The 22,395-nt window shown below is 70.4% G+C and carries 16 protein-coding genes and 2 pseudogenes; 9 read left to right on the top strand and 9 right to left on the bottom strand.

The genetic code is table 11. The annotated features are described in order from the left end of the window. Positions 1-375: 375 nt before the first annotated feature. Positions 376-1,530, bottom strand: a complete 1,155-nt coding sequence (locus AB0I23_RS35725; RefSeq protein WP_359116087.1) for a DUF3103 family protein — start codon at positions 1,528-1,530, stop codon at positions 376-378. 427 nt (positions 1,531-1,957) lie between these two features. Between AB0I23_RS35725 and AB0I23_RS35720 the strand changes: the two genes are divergently transcribed. From AB0I23_RS35720 to AB0I23_RS35705, 4 genes are all read left to right on the top strand, one after another. Next, entirely contained in the window at positions 1,958-2,488 is a 531-nt protein-coding gene (locus AB0I23_RS35720) for a hypothetical protein (RefSeq protein ID WP_359116084.1), read from the top strand. A 965-nt stretch (positions 2,489-3,453) separates the two neighbouring features. Further along, the gene (locus AB0I23_RS35715) at positions 3,454-3,729 is read left to right on the top strand and encodes a hypothetical protein (protein ID WP_359116081.1); all 276 of its coding nucleotides are present in this window, start codon (positions 3,454-3,456) and stop codon (positions 3,727-3,729) included. A gap of 1,007 nt (positions 3,730-4,736) precedes the next feature. Next, entirely contained in the window at positions 4,737-5,765 is a 1,029-nt protein-coding gene (locus AB0I23_RS35710; protein WP_359116078.1) for a helix-turn-helix domain-containing protein, read from the top strand. 1,001 nt (positions 5,766-6,766) lie between these two features. Continuing rightward, complete coding sequence (locus AB0I23_RS35705; protein ID WP_359116076.1) at positions 6,767-10,156, top strand: S8 family peptidase; 3,390 nt, start codon at positions 6,767-6,769, stop codon at positions 10,154-10,156. A 409-nt stretch (positions 10,157-10,565) separates the two neighbouring features. Here AB0I23_RS35705 and AB0I23_RS35700 read toward each other — a convergent pair whose 3' ends face one another. The 5 genes from AB0I23_RS35700 to AB0I23_RS35680 form a co-directional block, all read right to left on the bottom strand. Then, the gene (locus AB0I23_RS35700; protein ID WP_359116073.1) at positions 10,566-11,897 is read right to left on the bottom strand and encodes an RNA polymerase sigma factor; all 1,332 of its coding nucleotides are present in this window, start codon (positions 11,895-11,897) and stop codon (positions 10,566-10,568) included. Next, positions 11,870-12,289, bottom strand: coding sequence for a YciI family protein (locus AB0I23_RS35695; protein WP_359116070.1), 420 nt, complete (start codon positions 12,287-12,289; stop codon positions 11,870-11,872). Before AB0I23_RS35695 ends, AB0I23_RS35700 begins: the two co-directional genes overlap by 28 nt. A gap of 603 nt (positions 12,290-12,892) precedes the next feature. Then, a complete protein-coding gene (locus AB0I23_RS35690) occupies positions 12,893-13,315 on the bottom strand; it encodes a DUF2690 domain-containing protein (protein ID WP_359116067.1) in 423 nt (140 codons plus the stop codon). A 349-nt stretch (positions 13,316-13,664) separates the two neighbouring features. Further along, on the bottom strand, positions 13,665-14,321 hold the full coding sequence (locus AB0I23_RS35685) for an ATP-dependent endonuclease (RefSeq protein WP_359116064.1): 657 nt from the start codon (positions 14,319-14,321) through the stop codon (positions 13,665-13,667). Between the two features lie 165 nt (positions 14,322-14,486). Beyond that, complete coding sequence (locus tag AB0I23_RS35680) at positions 14,487-15,422, bottom strand: LysR family transcriptional regulator (protein WP_359116061.1); 936 nt, start codon at positions 15,420-15,422, stop codon at positions 14,487-14,489. Positions 15,423-15,554: 132 nt separating this feature from the next. Between AB0I23_RS35680 and AB0I23_RS35675 the strand changes: the two genes are divergently transcribed. Then, the gene (locus AB0I23_RS35675) at positions 15,555-16,823 is read left to right on the top strand and encodes an MFS transporter (RefSeq protein ID WP_359116058.1); all 1,269 of its coding nucleotides are present in this window, start codon (positions 15,555-15,557) and stop codon (positions 16,821-16,823) included. A 64-nt stretch (positions 16,824-16,887) separates the two neighbouring features. Here the strand turns inward: AB0I23_RS35675 and AB0I23_RS35670 are convergent. After that, positions 16,888-17,517 (bottom strand): annotated as a pseudogene (locus tag AB0I23_RS35670) (IS200/IS605 family accessory protein TnpB-related protein); the annotation flags it as partial. A gap of 268 nt (positions 17,518-17,785) precedes the next feature. Between AB0I23_RS35670 and AB0I23_RS35665 the strand changes: the two are divergent. The 4 genes from AB0I23_RS35665 (at position 17,786) to AB0I23_RS35650 (ending at position 21,085) form a co-directional block, all read left to right on the top strand. Then, positions 17,786-18,304, top strand: coding sequence for a toxin-antitoxin system HicB family antitoxin (locus AB0I23_RS35665; RefSeq protein WP_359116056.1), 519 nt, complete (start codon positions 17,786-17,788; stop codon positions 18,302-18,304). Between the two features lie 84 nt (positions 18,305-18,388). Further along, positions 18,389-19,234 carry a DUF4097 family beta strand repeat-containing protein gene (locus AB0I23_RS35660; protein ID WP_359116053.1) on the top strand — a complete coding sequence of 282 codons (846 nt, stop codon included), beginning with the start codon at positions 18,389-18,391 and terminating at the stop codon, positions 19,232-19,234. A gap of 61 nt (positions 19,235-19,295) precedes the next feature. Further along, positions 19,296-20,297, top strand: coding sequence for an ATP-binding cassette domain-containing protein (locus AB0I23_RS35655; protein ID WP_359116051.1), 1,002 nt, complete (start codon positions 19,296-19,298; stop codon positions 20,295-20,297). Further along, the gene (locus AB0I23_RS35650; protein ID WP_359116048.1) at positions 20,294-21,085 is read left to right on the top strand and encodes an ABC transporter permease; all 792 of its coding nucleotides are present in this window, start codon (positions 20,294-20,296) and stop codon (positions 21,083-21,085) included. Before AB0I23_RS35655 ends, AB0I23_RS35650 begins: the two co-directional genes overlap by 4 nt. Here AB0I23_RS35650 and AB0I23_RS35645 read toward each other — a convergent pair. Continuing rightward, positions 21,066-21,338, bottom strand: a complete 273-nt coding sequence (locus tag AB0I23_RS35645) for a hypothetical protein (RefSeq protein WP_359116045.1) — start codon at positions 21,336-21,338, stop codon at positions 21,066-21,068. The two genes, AB0I23_RS35650 and AB0I23_RS35645, sit on opposite strands and share 20 nt — an antisense overlap. Positions 21,339-21,352: 14 nt before the next feature. Beyond that, positions 21,353-22,395 (bottom strand): annotated as a pseudogene (locus AB0I23_RS35640) (IS200/IS605 family accessory protein TnpB-related protein); the annotation flags it as partial.

The raw sequence follows: 22,395 nt of genomic DNA, 5'->3' as shown, positions 1-22,395 counted from the left end.
TTCCGCCCGGGCCCGCTGCCTCCCGCTCCGCCGCGCCCTGTGTGCGTGCGCGACATCGGAACCGCAGGCCAGGACCGTCATCGTCGGCGCAGATCGCGCACCCGGGCAGCCGCCGCGCGAGCGGCTGGAGTACGCCGTGGCGGACACCGTGCCCTCCGCGCGGCGGCATCTCGCGTACGCCCGTGATGCCCGGATGCGCGCCGTGCACCTTCGGCGGCCGGTTCGCGTCCTTCCCCCACGGCATCGGGGCGTCACGTATCCCTGAGCGGTGGTGCAGGGCGCGCGCCGAACCACCCGGGGGACCGCGTCGAAGACCGCCCGGGAACCGGCCGGCGCGGGCTGCGATCACCTTCCGGGCCCCGGGGGAGGAGGTGGTCAGAACTGCTGGACCCAGTACTGGGAGACCCGCATCCAGCCGTTGCCGCGAGCTCCGTACAGGGTGCCGGTGGAGTTGACCGCGAGTGTGTACCAGGAGTCCACGTAGTCGGGGTCGTTGGTGTACCAGGACGTGGGGATGGCGTCCAGGACCGCGTTCACCAGGGGGACATACATGCCCTGGTCGGTGATCGTCAGGAGCGCGGTCGCGATGGCCTTGGTGAGCGCGGCGTAGTTCGTGTCGCCGTCGTCCTCCATCATCACCACGTCGGCCAGGTTGTACTTGTAGTTCGACCAGTTCACCAGAATCTGGTTCGGGTAATACGTGTGATGGTCCGTGTCCAGGTAGGGCATGTCGACCGAGTCCACCCGTACCTTGCCGTCCAGCCCGAAGCCGCTGACCAGCGAGAAGATCTCCGCGTCACCCGAAGTCCACGGCTCCTCGTCGTTGTCGAGGTACACCGCGTCGACCTTGGTCGTCCAGAATCCGCCCGCCGCCGCGCTCGGCGCCGTTCCCCGGTTGGTCGCCGGTGTGGTCAGGCCGTTCTTCGCCAGCTCCTTGTCCAGCAGGTCCAGGCCCGCCGCCACCGCCTTGGACACGTCCAGGTCGATCACATACACCGCCTGCTGCGGCGCCTTCGTCGCGTCCAAGGTGTGCGTCCGGCCCCGGCTGTCGTACGCCGTCACCGTCGTCGCGTCGTCATCCTGCGTCGCCACCGCCACCAACGGGCTTGTCCCCGGCGTCAGTTCCTTCTTCATCGCGTCCGTGCCCAGCCGCAGCCGCAGCAGTGAACCCACGCTGCTGTCCAGCCCCTTCGCGGCCACGATCCGCCGGTCGGCGCCGGCCACCGCACCCGTCAGACCCTTGCCCGCCGCGCTTGCCGCGCCCGCGGTCACCGCGCGTAGATCGACCTCGTTCGACTTCAGTACCGCCGAACGCAGTTCTTCGCGCCACTGGGCGTTCGCCAGCGACGCGGCCACTGCCCTTGCCGTCTGGCCCTCGACATGGGTCACCGTCGACGACGGAGCGGCCGTCGGGGTCTTTGAGCGTGCCGCCGCGCCCGCCGCGGGTGCGGCGGCGCCCGCCAGCGCGACGACCGTCGTGGCGCACAGGGTGAGCGCCAGGGCGTTGCGTCGCCTCATACGTCTGTTCAAGGTTCCTCCTGTGAGCGTGCGGCGCCCCGTGTGGTGGCGGGGCGCCGAGGAAAGGGGGGTGCGCGTTCAGGATGAAGCCGTGTTGCCATCAGTGGATCTATGCGAGTAGAACTCGCGTTGACTAGCATGTGCATGACGAGTGTGCTGTGCAAGAGGACATAATGGATCGGTGAACAGCCCTGGCGCCGAAGGACAGTGATGTCCCATCAGCTTCATGGCCGCGCGGCGCCGTGAATTCGCCGTCGAGACCGCCCGGTTGTCGGACCGGTCGGCTGCTGGGCCCTGCTCTGGCGAGTGAGGACTGTCTTCGGTGTGGGCACGACCCGGCCACGAAGTAACAACGGATGGGCAGTGGCGCCGTGTCCCGAAGCGTGCGGCCCTTACGATCCGGAATATCGGGGACGCCCCCCCGGGGGGAGGGAAGCTCATGCGGTGGACTGTTTCGTGGCCGGTGGTACGGCGCTTCGTCGGCGCTGTTGCGGTCGGTACGACCCTGGCAGCGACCTCAGGGTGTACGGTCCCCGTCGATGCCGTCTCCGGGATCTCCGTGACCGGCGACGGCCATCTGGTCGGCGTCATGATGATCTGCGGGCACCATATCGACGGCGCGACGCTCTACGTGGACAGCAGCGATGACAAAAGCGGGACGAGGATGGGTTCATGGACCGCTGACCGCCCCCTCACAGCCGGACTTGTCACGTGGACCCTGGACACCCCCGCCGCCGGCTGGACCGCGACCAAGCCTCTGGCCCCGCTCGCGGCCGGGACCACGTATGTCCTCTACGGGTGGACCAAGGACAGCTCCTGGTCATCGAGCAGCGTCTCCTTCACCCTGACCGACCGGGACCGGCTCACCCCGGGAAAGGTCCGCTACGACAACCTCTCGGCCAACGGCGAGAGTTCCCCCACCGCCGTGCCCACGGCGGACTTCACAGCCGCGGCCTGCCGGAACAGGTAGCCACAGCCCGTCACGCCGAGGCGGGAGGAGCGGCACAGGGATGTGCCGCTGAAGGCTGAGTACCTGTGCTCAGGTCAGAACCGGTCCCATCAAGCGTGGGCTGTCCGAGGAGGGCAGCCACCCGCGCGGCAGCCCGGCTCTTCTTGGTGCTGGTGCTCGGGCCTGCTTGCTCGTCCGCGGCCGGGTACGGGCTCTACCGGGCCGGACTGCCCGCGGCTGCCTTGTCCCAGGTCCTGATGGCGGTCTTCCTCGCCTTGCTCCTGACCCTGGGACTCACCACCGAGTTGATCCGCCGGACCGTACGCCACTTCGAGCGCGATGGACGATCGAGCACGCGTCGCCGGCGGTTCGCGAGGTTGTGCGGCGGATGCCGGTTCGCAGCCCCGGTAGCAGTCGGCTGGGCGCGCTCCTTCACCAGCTCGACGCAGGCATTCGCCGCTGACCAGCGCCAACGGGCAGCTTCGCGAGCAGTACGCCGTCGACCCGCCGGCCGGGAACAGGACGTCATCGACAGTCGCGGCCTATCGAATGGCCGTCACGACTCCTCGCGAGCCCCCCGACGTCTCGCCCGCTCCTGGCTCGCCGATCGCCTTGCCTTCCCACTCACCTGCTGACACTCCATGCGGGTGATGTGCGCCTTCGGAGTGTCACCGTCGAAAACGGCGGCACCAGGGCGGATGCCACGGGCTCGGGCAAGGGTCTTCTGCCTCTGACCTGCGGGAGTAACGGGATTAAGGAGATTTCCGTCCAAGGTGCTGGCGAGGTCATGTGCTACTAGCGTGATAGCTGTGAGAGTCGCAACCGGGGCACGCCCCGGGCGGCAAGGCTCCCGAAGGATGGGAACCGATCAGCTGCGAGACGTGCTCCCGCTTCGAGCGGTGACCTCTGCGAACCGCACCGCATTTCTGCATGCGCTGTGGCCATCCATCTTCGAGCTTCGGTGGTGGAAGGAAAGGTAAAGACTCATGCGAGCACCTCATATCAAGCGTTTCCTCGCTGTAGCAGCCGCCGGTGCGATGCTGGCCGGTGGCGCCGCTGTCGGCGCCGCGGGTACGGCCACGGCCGCTCCGGTCCACGCGACCTCCGTGGCCAGCCACTCCTACGACCGCTGCGGTTGGTGGGATGACTGTTACGGCTACGGGTACGGCTACGGCGGCTACGACAACGGGTACGGCTACGGCTACGGCGACGGGTACGGGTACGGCGGCTACGCCGTCTACGTCGTCTACGGCGGCTACTGAGCCAACTCCAGGAAAGGCGGACTTGACGGCCCTCTCGAACGAGGGGGCCGTCTTCGTGGGGACACGGAGGGACTGTGCGCACCGTCGGCTCCGAGCAGCCCGGCACGGGAGAGCAACAGCCACGTCCGCCCGCGGGTCGCGCAGCCCGTACGGCACGGTCTCGGCGTCCAGCCGAACCGGTCGACGGTCGCGGGTTCGGCGGCGGGTTACGGGGCACGAGACCTCCCGGGCAGGTGGTGTCTCCCCGTACGGTAGGCAGGCCCGGCCGTGGGCGAGCCGCGCCCCGCCGGACGATGTCCTCTGTGCGGTGACCAGCACTACGTGCAGGGTGCGCGGCTCATGCACTCCTTCGACCCGGTCGAATTCGATGTCGCCGGCTGCGGACGGGCCCGGGATCCGGGTCAGCGGCCCACGCGAGGCGGAAAACGCCTGCGGGGGACCGGGACGACCACCCGGTCCGCAGCGCGTGCGACGCAGATGTGCAGGTCGGGCTCAGGGAGCAGGGAACGGCGGCCTGACCAGGATCGCCGTCCAGAACGACCGTACCGGTCTCCACCATGACCCGGGCGCATCCGCTGCTCACGCCCGGCGGCGGAGCCGCAGATCAAAGACCCGGGGCATCCGGGGCACGGTCGCCCCCGTCTGAGCCCTTCAGAAATGTTGATGGCCGACGCCGGGCGGGCGGGGCGGCCAGGACGGTGACGGTGCCTGTCACGAACGTCCCTATCGGGACACACCCACCGGTTCGGCGGCAGCGCACGCCGCTCGAGCGTGGTCGACAGATCAGCGTGCAGGGCACGACACACAGCACCAGCCATGTTGCGGAGCCCTCGTTGCGAGGTGTCTCCCACCCGGGAGGCCGGTCCGGGCGTCCCAGGTGGCGTGCACAACAGGCAGCAGCCAACGGCGACATCCTGACAGCGGGATAGGGTCGGCTGAGAAGAATCCGCTCGGTCCACCCGAGCTGCGCCAAGGCCAGACACGGCGGCCGCCCGAGGGGGAGCTGGATGCTGCAGGCACTGGGATTGGGCCCGGCCGAAGAAGCCGTCTACACGGCATTGCTGGCCCGCCCGGCAGCTTCCGCGCAGGACCTCGCCCGGCAGACCGGAATCGACAAGGCCGAGACCGCCCGCATCCTGCTCGACCTGGCGACACGTGGCCTGGTGGCGGTCGCCACCGAGGCCGGGAGTGGGGCACCTGACTCGGCCGGCTGCGGGGCCGGCCTCCAGTCGGCCCGCTACCGGCTCACACCACCCTCGGTGGCCCTGGCCCCGTTCCTCGTCGAGCAGCGCAACGCGCTGCACCGGGCCGAGACCGCGTTCTCGATGCTGACCGAGCAGTACCGCAGTACCGCCGCACACCCTGCGGGCAGTGTCGTGGAGGTGGTCGTCGGCGTGGAGCAGGTCGCACACCGGTTCCACCAACTGCAGCGCGGCGCCCAGCGGGAGTTGCTCGTCTTCCTTGTCGGCGTGCCCATCGCGGTGCAGCGCGAGGATGCCGACATGTCGGAGAGTGCCGCGCTGGACCGCGGAGTCGACTTCCGGGTTGTGGCTGCCAAGAACTATCTCGACGGTCACGACGTAGCGCGGGACATGCGGGCGGCCATCGCGGCGGGCCTCGAGCTTCGCCTGGTCGACTCGCTGCCGCTGAAGATGGTCGTGTCGGACCGGGAGCGTGCCATGGTGCCACTGGACATGGCGGACTCCGGTGACGAGCCGAGCGCAATCGTGGTGCACCGCAGCGGCCTGCTGACGGCCCTGGTCCATCTCTTCGAGAAGGAATGGGCCCAGGCCCGGCCGCTGTACGCCACCACAACGGGTGTGCGCGCGGAGCCGGCGGCCGATCAGCAGCCGACCGAGGGGGAACTGGAGGTCCTCGCCCTGCTGCTGGCAGGGATCTCCGACCGGCGGGCGGCCTCCCAACTCGGCCTCTCCATACGCACCGTGGAGCGGCGGACACGCCGTCTGATGGACCTTGCCGGAGCGGATTCGCGCCTGCAACTCGGGTGGCACGCCGCACGTGCGGGCTGGCTTTGATCTCCTCCTCTTCGGCCTGAGGGCCGAGGAGTCTCCGTCTGTGGGTGGTCACCCTGCGAGGGTGGCCGCCAACTCCTGGCGGGTTCCTGCTTCACCGCCGGCGACCTCGATCCGGCCGAGGAGTTGCTCGCCGAGGAGTTGCCGGCTGCAGTGGCTCCCGCGGACGCAGTGCGGAGCCTGGGTCCGGGAACTGCTTGCCGACCTGGTCGCTGGAGCCCTTTGCCCGCAGCCTCGGTCTCCTGGCGGGCCACGGCCGATGTGTGGTCCGACCCGTAGCTCTCATGAGCTGCCGGGCCCGTACTCCGGCGGCGGACCGGAGTCTGCCCGGATCCGGAGGAATCGGCGTGGCGGGAGGAGCTCGAGGGAGGCCGGGGCCTGCTGCTGGCCGAGGAGTGGGGAATGCGCCCGCGCCCCCTTCGGCGAGATCATCTGGGCGAGCGTCGGTCCGGCGGGACATGCCGTTCCTGGGCGGTGGGCAGGAGTGAGTCCCGGCTCACCGGTACGCCCCGAACGGTCTTGGGCGCACCGGTCCTCCGCTTTCGCGTCCCGGTCGGCGACGCATATCCCGTATGCGGTCCGTCCCGGGCGGGCGGAATCCCTGCGACCCGGCCATATGGGTGTGGCCGGAGGCGACGGGGAGACCCCGGACCATCTCTCCGGTGACACGGGGGCCACGGGGGCCCCGACTGCTGACACCACACCCGGCGTCCCGGACCGCACCGAGAACGCTACGCACACCCCTGCCAGGCATACCCGCAGCTCGTCACACCGTTCACCTCATCGTGTCCATGCTCGCCACAACGATGTGTCTGCCCAGCAGTTGTGAACCCCCACCTGTCAGGCCCGCAGGCCCCACCGGGCTGACGAACCAATCGATGTGACCGCGTGACGGAAAACCGACATGCGGGAAACCCGTCACGCGCGGCATCCCTACGCGATCCGCATGTCTGCCAGGCTGCAGCCGCAGCATGGCATGTTCACGGCGTCACATAGGGAGATTCATGCGCCCCATAACGCGTATAGCCTTGGGCGCGGCGACCGCCGCCGTCCTGGCCGTCACCGCGGTCGCGCCATCCGGGGCGGCGGATACGCCGCCTGACGGTGCCTCGGGGAAGAGGCCCGTCATCGGCAGCGGGACCACGGCAACGGGCGGCAAGCAGGCGACGGTCACGCTCGTCACCGGCGACAAGGTGCTGGTGACCACGGACACGTCGGGCCACAGCTCGGCGGCCGTGCTGCCCCGCGAGGACGGCACGCAACCGATGGTCCAGACCTATCAGATGGGCAAGGACCTTTACGTCTACCCGGAGGACGCCTCCCAGGCGATCGCCGAAGGCAAGGTCGACGAGCAGTTGTTCAACGTCACTGGGCTCATCCGCCAGGGATACGACGACACACACACCGACACGCTGCCGCTCATCGCCACCTACCGGAATGGTGTGAACGTTGCCGACAGCGCGCCGGCGGCCCCTCGCGGGGCCGAGCGGGGCCTGAGCCTCCCGGCTGTGGACGGCGTCGCGCTCAAGGCCGGCAAGGACACTGCCGCCACCTTCTGGCAGGACATCACCAACCCCCGCTCACGTTCTGCCTCCACGCTGAAGAAGCTGTGGCTGGACGGCAAGGTCGAGGCCACCCTGGACCGGTCCACCGCACAGGTGCACGCGCCGGAGGCATGGGCGGCCGGCTACGACGGCAAGGGCACCAAGGTCGCCGTGCTGGACACGGGCGCGGACGCCGAGCACCCGGACCTCGTGGGCCGGATCGCCGCGTCCAAGAACTTCACCGACTCCCAGAGCGTCAAGGACCGGCAGGGGCACGGCACCCACACTGCCTCCACGGTAGGCGGCTCCGGAGCGGCCGGCGACGGCCGCAAGAAGGGCGTAGCCCCCGGGACCGGCCTGCTCATCGGCAAGGTCCTCAACGACTACGGTTATGGGCAGACCTCCTGGATCATCGAGGGGATGCAGTGGGCCGTCGACCAGCAGGCCGACGTCGTCTCCATGAGCCTGGGCAGCTCCGCGGTCGGTGACTGCGGCGACCCGCTGGCCGCGGCGACGAAGGAGCTGTCGCAGAACACGCACACCCTGTTCGTCGTCGCCGCCGGCAACCTGGGTTCGGGCAGCGAGACCGTCTCCTCGCCGGGCTGTGTGCCCGGTGTGCTGACCGTGGGCGCCGTCGACCGCGATGACACCACCGCGTGGTTCTCCAGCCGAGGTCCCGTGGCCGTCACCCACACCCTCAAGCCCGAGATCGCCGCCCCCGGCGTCGGCATCTCGGCGGCGGCCGCGGGCGGCCGCGGCACATACGCTTACCAGACGATGTCGGGCACCTCCATGGCGACCCCGCATGTCGCCGGTGCTGCGGCCATCGTCCGCCAGGCCCACCCGGACTGGACCGCGCAGCAGGTCAAGGCATCCCTGGTCTCCTCCGCCCGCACTGATGGCAAGGTCGCCGGTGCTGACGAGACCGGGGGCGGCGTCCTCGACGTGGCCACCGCGGTGGACCAGCAGGTGCTCTCTGCACCGGCTGTCCAGGCCGGCAGCTACAACTGGCCGCAGGACGCCTCGGACCGCACCACCGTGCAGGTGCCCTTCACCAACACCAGCGGCAGCGACCTGACCCTGAGCCTGAAGCTCAGCGGTGTGCACGGCAACGACGGCAGCGACGTCAACTCCGGCATCATCAAGCTGGAACAGGGCAAGGTGACCGTCCCCGCGGGGGCCACCGCCCAGGTGCCGCTGCGGATCGACCCCACCGCCCGCCTCAAGGCCGGACAGTACGGCGCTGTCACCGGCCGGATCCTGGCCACCGGCGGCGATGCGCACGCCTCCGTGCCCGTCACGCTCTACGTCCAGCCGGAGACGGTCACCCTCCGGGTCAAGGTCATCGACCGTCATGGCAAGCCCGCGACCGGCCCCTCCTCCCTGGACCTGGTCAGCCTCGACACCGACAAGGGCGAGCGCCGCAGCAACGCGGGTGCGACCGCCCAGACGTACAGCGTGCGCCCGGGCGACTATGCCCTCAGCAGCTTCGTGGCGAGCTACGACGCGAACAACAAGCCCGAATCGATCAGCTACCTCGGGAACCCGCAGCTGCGGATCACCCATGACACCACTGTCGTCCTCGACGCCCGCAAGGCCCACCAGCTGAGCCTGCACACCGACCGCCCCTCGACGGTGAACAACACCACGTTCAGCTACGCCCGCACGTGGGACGACACCTGGCAGATATCCGGATCGCTCATGTCCGGCAACACCGTCCAGAAGTTCTACGCAGACGTCGACGGACGTGCCGAGAACGGCACCTTCGAGTTCCGGCCCACCTGGCGCGCGACCGGCTCCGAGGACGGCTCGCCCTACGTCTACAACCTGTCGTTCCCGACCCAGGGTCCGCTGCAGTCCGATCAGGTCTACAAGCCCGAGGACTCCAAGCTGGCCCAGGTCACCGAAACGTGGAACGCCATGGGCAAGGAGGCCGACTACATCGACGCGATGTTCATCCGCCCCACCGGGAGCAGCGGCAACTACGTCCCCGTGAGCCCGTTCGGCTCCGTCCACGTGCCCGGTACCCGCACCGCCTACTACACGACCGGCGACGACGCCTGGTACCACGGCGCAATGACCAGCTTCCCGTTTGCCGCGTTCATGAACGACCAGGAGCGCACCTACCGGGCCGGACAGCGGAGCGCCGAGGAGTGGTACGGCGGCCCCCTGCGGCCGGCCGCGCCGCGCGACGCCGACGGCAAGCTGATGCTGACCGCCGAGCGGCAGGGCGACCTGATCGGATTCCAGAACGCCCTCTGGCTCGACGGCTCCGGCGACCACTGGTCCTACGGCGGATCGTTCGGCGACCTCGGCAACCTGGTGCTGAAGCGCAACGGTGAGCAGATCGCCACCAGCGCCTACCCGTACGACGCGTTCAAGGTTCCGGCTGAGGACTCCGCGTACGAGCTCACCCAGAACCTGTCCAAGATCCCGACCTCGGACCGGAACTGGCTGCGCTCCACCGATGTCACCACCACCTGGAGCTTCCGCTCCCACCTGGAGCCGGACGTCTACTCGCGCGGCCTGCCGATCCTCTTCCCGGCGTACGACGTGCCGGTGGACGGCCTGAACACCCTTCCCGCGCAGAGCGGCATCAAGGTCGGCCTGTCGGTCGAGGGCCACGCCGGGTACACCCCGGGCGCGATCACGGCGGCCTCGCTGTCCTACTCCTACGACGGCGGCATCACCTGGACCCAGGCGCCGACCGAGCAGCGGGACGGCAAGTGGACGGCCGTCCTCGACCACACCGGCGCCGCCGGCAAGCAGGTCACGACGAAGGCCACCTTCACCGACGCCAACGGCAACGCGGTCACCCAGACCATCACCCGCGCCTACGACGTCCGGTAACCACACAGTGCGGCAGGGCCGACCGCCCGCAACGGGCGGCCGGCCCAGCCAGCCACCTGCTGCACTCCTCGATCTGCCGGCGAGGCGGCCAAGAACGAGTGCGGCCCGGACCAAGGTGACGCCGAATTCCTGCTCGAAGTCGTGAAGCACCTCGACCGCCGCCGGAGACCGCCCGGCGCAGTCGAGGCTGCGGTGGCCGTGTTCGTTCTCGGATTGCGGTGGGCCAGTTCGGCGCCCCCCGGAGTCCCGGTCCTACCGTGCCAGAACTCGGCGCATATGAGTTGATCTGCACGTTCGCAGCGGAGACTGAGCCCCGGCACAATCGCTGCTCATGTGGTCCCGGCTGCTCCACAGCGGCCCGTCCGACTCGGTCGGTCCGCCTCCCCGGACAGCGGGAGGCGGACGGATATCACGCCGGCGCGGCCGCCTTGCGCAGCAGCACCGACCGCTCGCGGACGTTGCGGCACAGCCGGGCGGCGAGCTCCAACTCGGCCTGTGCCTCAGCGGTCCGGCCGAGCCGGACGAGCAGTTCGCCGCGCACGCTCGGGAGCAGGTACGACCCCGACAGGCGCCCGGAGGCGACCAGCTCGTCCACCAGGGACAGCGCCTGCTGTGGCCCGTCCGCCATTGCGACGGCGACCGCCCGGTTGAGTTCGACGACGGGTGACGGAGCCACGCGGCCGAGCGCCTCATAGAGGAGCACGACACGCTCCCAGTCGGTCTCCGGCACCGAGGACGCCGACGCGTGGCAGGCGGCGATCGCTGCCTGCAGCCCGTACGGTCCGAGGCCGCGCCCGGCAGCCGAGGCCCGGCCGATCGCGGCCAGACCGCGACGGATCGCCGACCGGTCCCACAGACGCCGGTCCTGATCCTCCAAAAGCACCGCCTCGCCATCGGGCCCAGTGCGTGCGGGAAAACGCGCGGCCGTGAGCTCGAACAGAGCGAGCAGCCCGTACACCTCCGGCTCATCGGACAGCAACGCGGCCAGCATCCGGGCCAGCCGGATCGCCTCGTACGCGAGATCGGGGCGCAGCAGGCGGTCACCGGTCGTCGCTGTCGAGCCCTCCGTGAAGATCACGTACAGCACGCTCAGGACACCGCCGAGCCGCTCGCGCCGCTCCTCGGACGGCGGTAACTCGAACGGCACTCCCGCCGCGGCAATCGTCTTCTTCGCCCGCGTGATCCGTGCCTGGACCGTCGGCACGGGCACGAGAAACGCCCGGGCGATCTCCTCGCTCGACAGGCCGCCGACCACACGCAGCGTCAGGGCCACACGGGCCTCGGGCGAGAGCACCGGATGGCAGGCCACGAACATCAGCGCGAGGACGTCGTCGTCGACCCGGTCGGGGTCCCACGGCAGGTCGTCCGACCGGTCCCGCGGGGCCACCACGCCCGAGCTCGCCTCCCCCTCGGCGAGCCGGCCGGCGAGTACGGCGTATCGCTCGTCGAGTGCCGACCGGCGGCGGAAGCTGTCGATGGCGCGCCGCCGCGCGGTCGCCAGCAGCCAACTCACCGGGTTCGCCGGCACACCGTCACGCGACCAGGTGAGGAGCGCCTCCGCCACCGCCTCCTGTGCGACATCCTCGGCCAGCTCGAAGTCCCCGGTGTAGCGAGCCAGTGCACCGACGATCCGTGCGGACTCGATCCGCCAGACGGCCTCGACGGCCCGCCGCACCGACTCGGTGCTCGGCGGGCCGCCGGTGGCCGCGGGCGTCAGAGCTGGCCGGTCCGCTCGCGCCACGCCCGCTCCTTGACGATCCACTCGTTGTCCTGCGGGAATTCGTCGATGCTCGGCACGCGGCGGATCTCGCACTTCGTGCCGGCAATTGCCGGCAGTCGCTTGGCCCACTCGACCGCCTCCTCCTTTGAAGCCACGTCGATCACGTAGAAGCCGCCGAACAGCTCCTTGGTCTCGCCGTAAGGACCGTCGGTGACCACCGGCGCCTCGCCGCTGAAGTCGACCACCACGCCCTGGGCCGGGTCGTCCAGGCCCTCGGCGGCGACGAGCACGCCGGCCCGGATCATCTCCTCATTGAAGCGACCCACCGTCTCGAGCATCTGCTCGAAGGGCGTCTCCATCATCTTCGCAACGGATTCGTCCGTGCCTCGCATGATCAGCATGTACTTCGCCATCTTTGGTCTCCTTGATGTCGGGGCCGCTTTTCGACCCTCTCACTCCAAGGTCGAACGGGGCAGCCGCGGATCGACACGGCAGAGGGACGTGGGCCATTTTTTGCACCCGACGAGGGTCCGGCCCGTCGGTCCGGTCAGGCCGGGTGCACCGACCGGGCCGGCTCGACGGCCGCGCCGAGCTCCTGGCCGATCCGGACAGACAAGCACGCGACGAGCCCGGCCGGCAATCGGACCGGGGTAACGACCTGGGATGAATAGTCCCGGTGTTGGTGGGGCCGTGACGTGAGAAGGGCCGCACGGGTCGGGTGAGTTGTGACGCTTACCTGGGCCCGTGCGGCCTGCTCCCATCCTGCCTTGTCCGGGGTCTCTCGCGCACATCTCGGCGAGTTGCTCGACGAGTTGTCGCCGCGTTGGTGGGCCCGGCGTGAGTCTTCGCTCGATCGGCAGCGGGGCTACAAACGGTGCCGGGCGGAGGGGGCCGGGCGCAAGCCGAAGCTGGAGTTCGTCGACCGGCTGCTGGTCACCCTCGTCCACCTGCGGCTCGGCCTGCCGCACGCCGCTCTGGCCGAGCTGATACTGGCTCCTGGAGAGCTGACGGGTCACTCAGTACCAGCGGCCGCAGGACCAGGTGCTGTCGGTGATGTCCTGCTTGCAGGCGCGGTACGCGTGGCTGGTGCCGACCATCAAGGAATAGGCGGACCGGGAGGAAGTGGCGTTCACGCGGTAGGACTTCCCGCCGCGGATCTCGACCCGCCCTGCCCAGGCGTGGTCCCCCCTCTCGATGAGCACCCAGGCAGCGCTGCAGCGCGAGGAGGTCCTCAGCTGCACGGCAGGCCCGCCACCCACACGGATCGGACCGCCAAGGCTGCGCGCATCCTGGTCACAGCGGGTCACGTGCGGGTTCTTGCCGTCACAAGCGGTGCCGCGGCAGCCCGCTGCGGCACCGGCCTCGGGGGAAGCCACCCCGCTGCCGGCGATGGCGAGAGCGGCAGCAGCGGCAGCCGTCCCGACACGAAGAAGAGCCATGAACACCTCATTTTATGGTCAGCCTGGGCAGAACAGGCTGAAGCGGGCCGAGGTGATCTTGATAGTCGTTCGTCGCCGGCTCAGGCCAGGTCCGCGCAAGACGTTCACCAGAAGGAGTGGACAAACTACGCCCGCCGTGGACGAGTTCGGCAGCCACACCGCAACCGGACCGTCGAGCGCTTGCCACGCGACTGGGATGCAGGCCCGAACAGGTGGGGCGCTGCCTCTCCTGCCACAAGCCCACCGTCCGGTACGGAGACGGCGGCAACCACACCGACGTGACGCGGGTCCGCCGAGCCTCTGAGGGGAGCCGCGCACTGGCACGGCGACGGCGATGGCGTCGGCCGTGTCAGACGTGCGTGAGGAGGCGCTCCAGCGGCCGGGGAACGCGCCCGAGGTCCAGGTGCGCGACCAGAGCCTGCGCGTAGAGCGCCTTGCGACCGCTGTGCGTGCCCATGAAGCGCCGCAGCTGGTGCTCCACGGGCCGTTCCCGCTGTGCCGGCTGGCCCTGGAAGGTGTGGAAGGGGCGCATCTCTCCCTGGGCCTCGATCACCTGCTGCACGTCCTCGGCCCCGAGAGCGCGGATCAACTCGTCCTCCAGGTCGGCGACGCACACGTGGAACCCGAGTGTCTCCAGTCCGGCGCGCGTGAGAGCGGACCCGAGCCCGACCCGCTCCAGATGATGCCGGAAGTGCCGCTCCTCGCCGATGTCGCAGAGACCGGCCAGCGGGAGGCCGAGCCCCGGAGGACCGCACACGTCCAGGAAGCGCCCGATGCTCGTCGCACCTCCGAGCGGTACGACCGCGACGCCCTCCGCACCGAGATCGCGGCCGTAGCGCGTGGCCAGTGCTTCGAGCGCGACCTGATCACTGCTCCCCTCGACGAGCACGACCGTACGCACACCGCAGCCGGCCAGCTCCCGCGCCACCGCGGCGGCCGCACCCGCCCCCGCTCCGCCGGCCGCCCACGCGACCAGCGCCAGGCCAAATCGCCTCAACTCGTCCACGAGACCTCGCTTCCCCACGCCATCCTGGCACGGACGGAATTCCGTACGCACGCACGTTTTCCGGGGGCGATGACTCAAGAAATCGGAGGAGGCGCGGCTTCGAGCGAACGGTCGGGTTCGGCCAGGGCGCCCCGGAGAGCCGGACGGCCACTGAAACGGCGACGTTCAGCGCGGAATCACCCAGCCCGGCGCCCAGGTCCCGGCGGCGTCGTGGCCGGCCGCTGTGGCGGCGAGGTGGGCGCGGAGGGTGGCCAGCGCCGGGTGGGGGTTGTCGCGGTGCCAGAGGAGCGAGTGCGGGTAGACGGGCGTCGGGTCGGTCACCGGGATGCGGCGCAGTCCGTGACCGGCGGGCCAGACGAGGCGGGTCTGCCCGCCCATGAAGGTGGCCAGGGCCGGGGTGTCGGCGACGGTGTCGAGGAGCGCGTCGGAACCGAAGTTGGGGCCGGTCGCCTCGATTCTGAGCCCGAACTCGGCGACGAGGTCGTCGTAGTAGGCGGCCCACTCGGTACCGGGGACGATGCCGGGCATCCAGATCCGGTGCCCGGCGAGCTGAGTAACAGTCACCGACCGGGCGCCCGCCAGCGCGTGGGCGGGGCCGGTGAGGAGCTGGAGCGGCTCGTCGAGCACCCGGACGGACTCGAGGTCCTCGGGAAGGGGCCGGCCGGGCGTGGCGACAGCGCGGAAGGACGCGTCGATCGCACCGGACCGGATGGCGGCGACGGCCGTCTCGATGTCGAACAGCATCACCACGTCGAGTTCGATCTCGGGGTGCACGCGGTGGAAGCCGCGCAGCAGGCCCGCCGCCGCGCCACGCGAGGCGATCACGTCGACGCGCAGCGGACGGCGGCCGGTGCGCACGGACGTGACCGCGCGCTCGGCGACGCGCAGCAGCTCGCGCGCGTGGGGCAGGAACGCCTGCCCGTCGATGGTGAGCTCGGCGCCGCGCGGGGTGCGGGTGAACAGCCGCGCGCCGAGGTTGCGCTCCAGGGCGGCGATGCGCTTGGAGACGGCCTGCTGGGTGACCGCCAGCTCGGCGGCGGCCTCCTGGAACTGCCCCGCGTCGGCGGCGGCGACGAAGGTCCGGACGGTGTCGAGGTCCATGCCGATACCTTATGGGCACAACCGTTGGTTGTGGCTGGCGGCCATGCGGTTGTTTGATCCCCGGGTACGGTGCTCGCTTTGATGATTCCGATCGCGGATCGGTTGTGCAGAGTGGGGGCGAGGGTGTCGGGCATGAGGAGCGGGCACCGGCTGGGACATCTTCTCGGACATCGGCTGGGGCGGCCGTTCGGGTGGCTCTGGGGAGCGTACGGGACCAGCGCGCTCGGCACGTGGCTCGCCTTCGGCGCGTTCCCGCTGATCGCCATCCGGGTGCTGCACGCCGGACCGGCCGAGGTCGCCGCGCTCTCCTCCGTGGGGGCTGCGGTGGGCGCGGCCGTGGCGGTGCCGCTCGGCCCGTGGGTGGAGTTCCGCCGCAAGCGGCCGGTGCTGATCGCGATGGACCTGGTGCGGTTCGCGGCGCTGCTGACGGTCCCCACCGCGTGCGCGTTCGGCGTGCTCACCTTCCTTCAGCTCCTGCTGGTCTCGGTCGTCGTCGCGGCGGCCGACATCACCTTCCGTGCCGCCTCCGGCGCGTACCTGAAGACGCTGCTGCCGGCCGAGGACCTGCTCGTCGCCAACGCCCGATTCGAGTCCACGGCCTGGACGACCACGATCATCGGACCGCCGCTGGGCGGCGCGGCGATCGGGCTCCTCGGTCCGGTGGCGACGGTGGCGGCCGACGCGGTCAGCTACCTGCTCTCGGCCCTGGGCATCCGCGCGATGGGCGGGCACGAGCCGCGGCCCGAGCGCCGGGAGGCCGCGCGCATGCGGGCCGGGGACCTGCTCGACGGTTGGCGGTACATCCTCGCCGACGCGACGCTGCGTCCACTGTTCTTCAACACCGCCTTGTTCAACGGCCTGGTGATGGCCGCTCAGCCGCTGCTGGCCGTCCTGATGCTCGGCCGACTCGGGTTCGCACCGTGGCAGTACGGCCTCGCCTTCGCCGCGCCCTCGATCGGCGGGCTGCTCGGTTCGCGGCTGGCCCGACCGCTCGTCACCCGGTTCGGACAGCACCGGGTCCTGGTCGTGGCCGGGGCGCTGCGCGCGATCTGGCCCGTCGGCCTGGCCTTCCTGGGAACGGGCACCGAAGGGCTGCTGCTGGTGATGGGCGTCGAACTCGGGCTCATCTTCTGCTGCGGGGTCTTCAACCCCGTCTACGCCACCTACCGCCTCGAGCGCACCGCGACCGACCGGGTCGCCCGCACGCTGTCCGCCTGGGCGGTGACGACCAAGGCCTCGACCGCGCTGCTGACGGCCGTCTGGGGCGTGCTGGGCGGCCTGCTCGGCCCGCGTACGGCCATCGGCCTGGCCGGCGTGCTCCTGCTGGCGACCCCGCTGCTGCTCCCTCGCCGTGCGGCAGCGCATCTCTCAGAGCCGGAGCCGGCACCGAGCCGCGCCTGACGGGCCTCTACGGCCGTCACCGCGACCGGGCTGCGCCGCCCTTCTTCGGAGCAGTCCACCGTTCCTAACCAGTGTGCGTAAGTGAGTCCTGGACCCACTGCTGCGTACTGGGCGCATCCCGAACGGTGTTGGATGCACTGGTCCCCCGCTTTCGCTTCCCACTCGGCGACGGCTCTCCAGGGGGCCGGTCCGTTGCGGGTGGGCGGGTTCCCTCACGTCCCCGGGTGCCTGGTCCGGCCTGGGCGGTCCGATGCCCCGCACGATCACTCCGGTCGTGTGGGGGCGGTGCCGTCCGACGCCGGACCGGGTGCCCGAGGGCGCGTCGTCCGATCGCGATACCGGCGGCATCGTGGCGGGACATGGTGCGGTGGGAGGTGACCAGTGGCTTCTGCCAGTGCTGGGCACCCCACAGGGAGGTGTAGGCCGGATCCACCGCGACAATGCTCAGGCCCTGTTCGGCGGCCATCGACACCAGCCGGGCCTTGAGTTTCCCGGTCGGAATACCGGAAATGAGCTGCCGGAACCGCTTCCGGCGGCCGTGCTTCTCCCGGGTCTTCTCGGCGGTGAAGTCGAGGTCCTCGATCCCGATCGCCGCGACACCGACACACACCGCCCAGTTGATCAGGCGGGTCAGCGCGTGGCGGAGCTGGGCATCGCGGTGACCGGCGGTCCCGGACAGGTCGAAGCCGAAGCGGTGCCCAGCGGTGGACCGCGAGGCGGGGGCGGGTCACCCTTGCGACATCATATGGCATCACATGGCATCACATGGCGCCAGGTGGCACCGCTTGGCGCCACCCGGCGCCATTCCACGCTCCCAAAAGCACATGAGCACGCGTGGCGCCACAGTGGCTCGGGTCGTCCTCTTCGCATTTCCGCAGGTGAGGAGGTCGCATTTGAACTCGCCCCGCACAAGGCGCCAACCAGGCTTGCGCGTGGCGCCATCGTGGTGCCATCATGGCGTCATGGACCTCACTCCGTATGTCGACACCCTCCGCCGCGAACTCGCGGTGGCCGCCGAAGCCGGCGGCGACGAAGCCCGCGAGCTGGCCGAGAGGCTCACCGCTCCCCTGGAGTCGGCGACCCGGCTGACCATGCTCAACGTGCTCTCCGCCGCGATGGACGAGATCACCCGCGAACTCGCCCCCGGCTCGGTCGACGTACGGCTGCGCGGGCTCGACCCCGACTTCGTGGTGACACCGCCGCCCACCGACGGCGGCGCCCCCACGGAGCCGGCCGCGCCCGTCGAACCGTTCAAGACCCCGGCCCCGGCCGACGGCGACGAGGGCGGCACCGCCCGCGTCAACCTGCGTCTGCCGGCCCACCTCAAGGCCCGCGCCGAGGAGGCCGCGACCCGCGAGGGCCTGTCGGTCAACGCGTGGCTGGTGCGCGCCGTGTCGGCCGCGGTCGACGGCGGCACCCGGCCGCGCACGGCAGAGAAGACCCAGACCATCGGACAGAGTTTCACGGGCTGGGTGCGCTAGCCGCGCCCCCCGCCCGCACCACTTCACCCACACCACGTCCCCGCCGGCGGGGACGTCCCGAAGACCCAAGAGGACGGGACAGCCATGCCTTCTTTCGACACTCCCGAACCGATCTCGGCCACGGCGCACGTGGAGGCCGGTTCCATCCAGTTCACCGCGGGCGACCGCCTCGACACCGTCGTCGAGGTGCAACCCCGCGACCCGAAGCGGGACCAGGACGTACGGGCGGCCGACCAGACCGAGGTCACGTACGCGAGCGGCGTACTGACCGTCAGGACGCCCAAGCAGCGCTATCTGTTCGGCCGCACCGGCACCGTCGACGTGACGGTCGAACTGCCCACAGGCTCGCGCATCGACATGACCGGCGCCTGGGCCCAGGTGCTCGGCGAGGGCCGGCTCGGCGAGGTCCGTGTGAAGACCTCGTCCGGCGACGTCCGCTTCGACACGACCGGCCCGCTGCAGCTGACCGCGTCGCACGGCTCGATCACCGTGGACCGGGTCGAGGGCATGGCCGAGATCACCACCAGCTCCGGCAGCCTGCGCGTCGGCCTCGTGGACGGCCCCGCCGTCCTGAAGAACTCGCACGGCACCACGACCGTCGGCGCCGCGACCGGCGAGCTGCGGGTGAGCGGCGCCAACGGCGACATCGAGATCCGGCGCGCCGAGGACTCGGTCACCGCCACCACCGCCCACGGCACCCTGCGCGTGGGCGAAGTGGCCTGCGGCACCGCCCAGTTGGAGACCTCCTACGGCGCCATCGAGGTCGGCGTCCGCGAGGGCACGGCCGCCTGGCTCGACGTCAGCTCGGGCTCCGGCCAGGTGCGCAACACGCTCACCGCGTCCGAGACCCCGGAGAAGACCGAGGACACCGTCAAAATCCGCGCCCGCACCCGGCACGGCAACATCGACATCCGCCGCGCCAAGGCCTGAGCGCCGGCCCCGCCAACTCACCCACTCCCCAGTCACTCCAGCCTTCGAACGGGAGGGTTCCATGCCTTCTTCTGTCATGCCCACGTCCAGGCGGGGAGACGGTCCGCAGCCGCCCGCCGCCGTGTCCACCGTCGGTCTGCGCAAGTCGTACGGCGACAAGACCGTCCTCGACGGCATCGATCTGCGTATCCCGGCCGGGTCCGTGTTCGCGCTGCTCGGACCCAACGGCGCCGGCAAGACCACCGCCGTGAAGATCCTGTCCACGCTCATCACCGCCGACGGCGGGCAGGCCCAGGTCGCGGGCCACGACGTCGCCACGTCACCGGACGGGGTGCGTGCCGCGATCGGCGTCACCGGGCAGTTCTCCGCCGTCGACGGGCTCATCACCGGCGAGGAGAACATGCTCCTCATGGCAGACCTGCACCACCTGCCCAAGCGCGAGGGGCGGCGCGTCGCCGCCGAGCTGCTGGAGCGCTTCGACCTCGTCGACGCCGCAAAGAAGCCCGCCCAAAGCTACTCCGGCGGCATGAAGCGCCGCCTCGACATCGCCATGACGCTGGTCGGCAACCCGCGGATCATCTTCCTTGACGAGCCGACCACCGGCCTCGACCCGCGCTCCCGCCACAACACGTGGCAGATCATCCGCGAGCTCGTCACGGGCGGCGTCACCGTCTTCCTCACCACCCAGTACCTGGACGAGGCCGACGAGCTCGCCGACCGCATCGCGGTGCTCAACGACGGCAAGATCGCCGCCGAGGGCACCGCCGAGGAATTGAAGCGGCTCATCCCCGGCGGACACATCCGGCTCCGCTTCACCGCCCCGGCCGCCTACCAGAGCGCCGCCTCCGCGCTGCGCGACGTCACCCGCGACGACGAGGCGCTGTCGCTGCAGATCCCCAGCGACGGCAGCCAGCGCGAACTGCGCTCCATCCTCGACCGGCTGGACTCCGCCGGCATCGAGGCCGACGAACTGACCGTGCACACCCCCGACCTCGACGACGTGTTCTTCGCCCTGACCGGCAGCACCAACCAGCCGAACCAAACCAAGGAGGCTGTCCGATGAGCTCCCTCTCCCTCGCCGTGCGCGACTCGTCCACGATGCTGCGCCGCAACCTGCTGCACGTCCGGCGCTACCCGTCCCTGACGCTGAATTTGCTGCTCACGCCGGTGATGCTGCTGTTGCTCTTCGTCTACATCTTCGGCGATGTGATGAGCGCCGGCATCGGGGACGGCGGTGCCGACCGGTCCGAGTACCTCGCGTATCTCGTCCCGGGCATCCTGATGCTGACCATCGGCGGCACCACGATCGGCAGCGCGGTGTCGGTCTCGATGGACATGTCCGAGGGCATCATCGCCCGCTTCCGCACGATGGCGATCCACCGCGGTTCGGTGCTCATCGGACACGTCGTCGGCAGCGTGCTGCAGTGCGTGATGAGCGTGGTGCTCGTCGGGGCCGTCGCCGTGGCGATCGGGTTCCGGGCCACGGATGCCACCGTCCTGGAGTGGATCCTGGCGGTCGGGCTGCTGGCGCTCGTCTCCCTGGCGCTCACCTGGATCGCGGTCGGGATGGGCCTGTCCAGCCCGAACGTCGAGGCGGCCAGCAACAACGCCCTGCCGCTGATGGTCCTGCCGCTCCTCTCCAGCGCCTTCGTGCCGGTCGACGCGATGCCGGGCTGGTTCCAGCCGATCGCCGAGTACCAACCGTTCACCTCGGCCATCGAGACGCTGCGCGGGCTGCTGCTCGGCAGCGAGATCGGCCACAACGGGTGGCTGGCCGTGGTCTGGTGCGTGGGGCTGGCCGTGCTCGGCTACGTCTGGTCCAAGTCGCTGTTCAACCGCGACCCGAAGTAGGGGCCAGCAGCTTACGGGCCGCGGCTGGCAGCCCGTCCCACTCCAGGGCGGCGTACCCCGACACCGCGTCGGCGTACGCCGCCCCGCCGGCGTTCTCCGCCGCCTGCCGGGCCCGCGCCGCCGGCATCGTCGACCGGAGGCCGGTCCTGCCCCAGACGTCCTGCTGGACCTGGGGGACAAGGTCCGCGACACCAAGAAGACTGCCCCCACCCCGCCCGCATCCCCACGCCCCCAGCTCACCGACGGCCCACAAACTCCTGACCGTTCCTAACCAGTGCGCATGAGTGAGTCCTGGACCCACTGCTGCGTACTGGGCACATCCCGAACGGTTTTGGATGCACTGGGTTCCCGCTTTCGCTTCCCGCTCGGCGGCACGCCTCCAGGGGCGTGGTCCGTTGTGGGTGGGCGGGTTCCCTCACGCCCCCGGTCACCTGGTCCGGCCTGGACGGTCCGATGCCCCGCACGATCACTCCGGTCGTGTGGGGGCAGTGCCGTCCGACGCCGGACCCGGTGCCCAAGGGCGCGTCGTCCGATCGCGATGCCCGCGGCATCGTGACGGGACATCTTGCGGTGGGGGGTGGCCAGCGGTTTCTGCCAGTGCTGGGCACCCCACATGCTGGTGTATGCGGGGTCGACCGCGACAATGCTCAGGCCGTGTTCGGCGGCCATCGACACCAACCGGGCCTTGAGTTTCCCGGTCGGGATGCCGGAGATCAGCTGCCGGAACCGCTTCCTGCGGCCGTGCTTCTCCCGGGTCTTCTCGGCGGTGAAGTCGAGGTCTTCGATGCCGATCGCGGCGACACCGACCTGCCTGGCCCAGCTGATCAGGCGGGTCAGGGCGTGGCGGATCTGTGCGTCGCGGTGGCCGGCCGAACCGGACAGGTCATAGGGGAAACGCCGCGGCCCGCCGATGGGGTTGCCGTGCCGGTCGAGGTGGTAGGCGGCGAAGTGGTCGGCGTTGGTGTCGACGCCGACCATGCCCCGGGCGCGGGCAGTCTCCAACGGGACGGTCTGGATGACCGGACGCTGCCACGAGGCCGTGAGGTACCAGCGGCTACGGTCGGTGTCGAGGTGGATGCGGTAGGCGACGGCCCGGTTCGCGGTGATGCGGTCTCCCCACTCCGCGCCCCGGTGCGCGAACGCCACGGCGGAGGTGACCGACCGTGCCGGGCGTTGGCCAGGTGCGCGAGCGGGGCGGGCAGTTTGATAGACACTTCGCCGTCCGGGGTGACGCGGATCGTCTCGTTCCCGAACCGCTTCCCCGACTCACCGTCCGCAGCGATGAACCAGCGCTCCGCCTCCCACCGCTC

It is taken from the genome of Streptomyces atratus (assembly GCF_040655115.1).
In the GTDB taxonomy this organism is placed as follows: domain Bacteria; phylum Actinomycetota; class Actinomycetes; order Streptomycetales; family Streptomycetaceae; genus Streptomyces; species Streptomyces atratus_D.
This window is presented reverse-complemented; position numbering and strand designations above follow the sequence as displayed.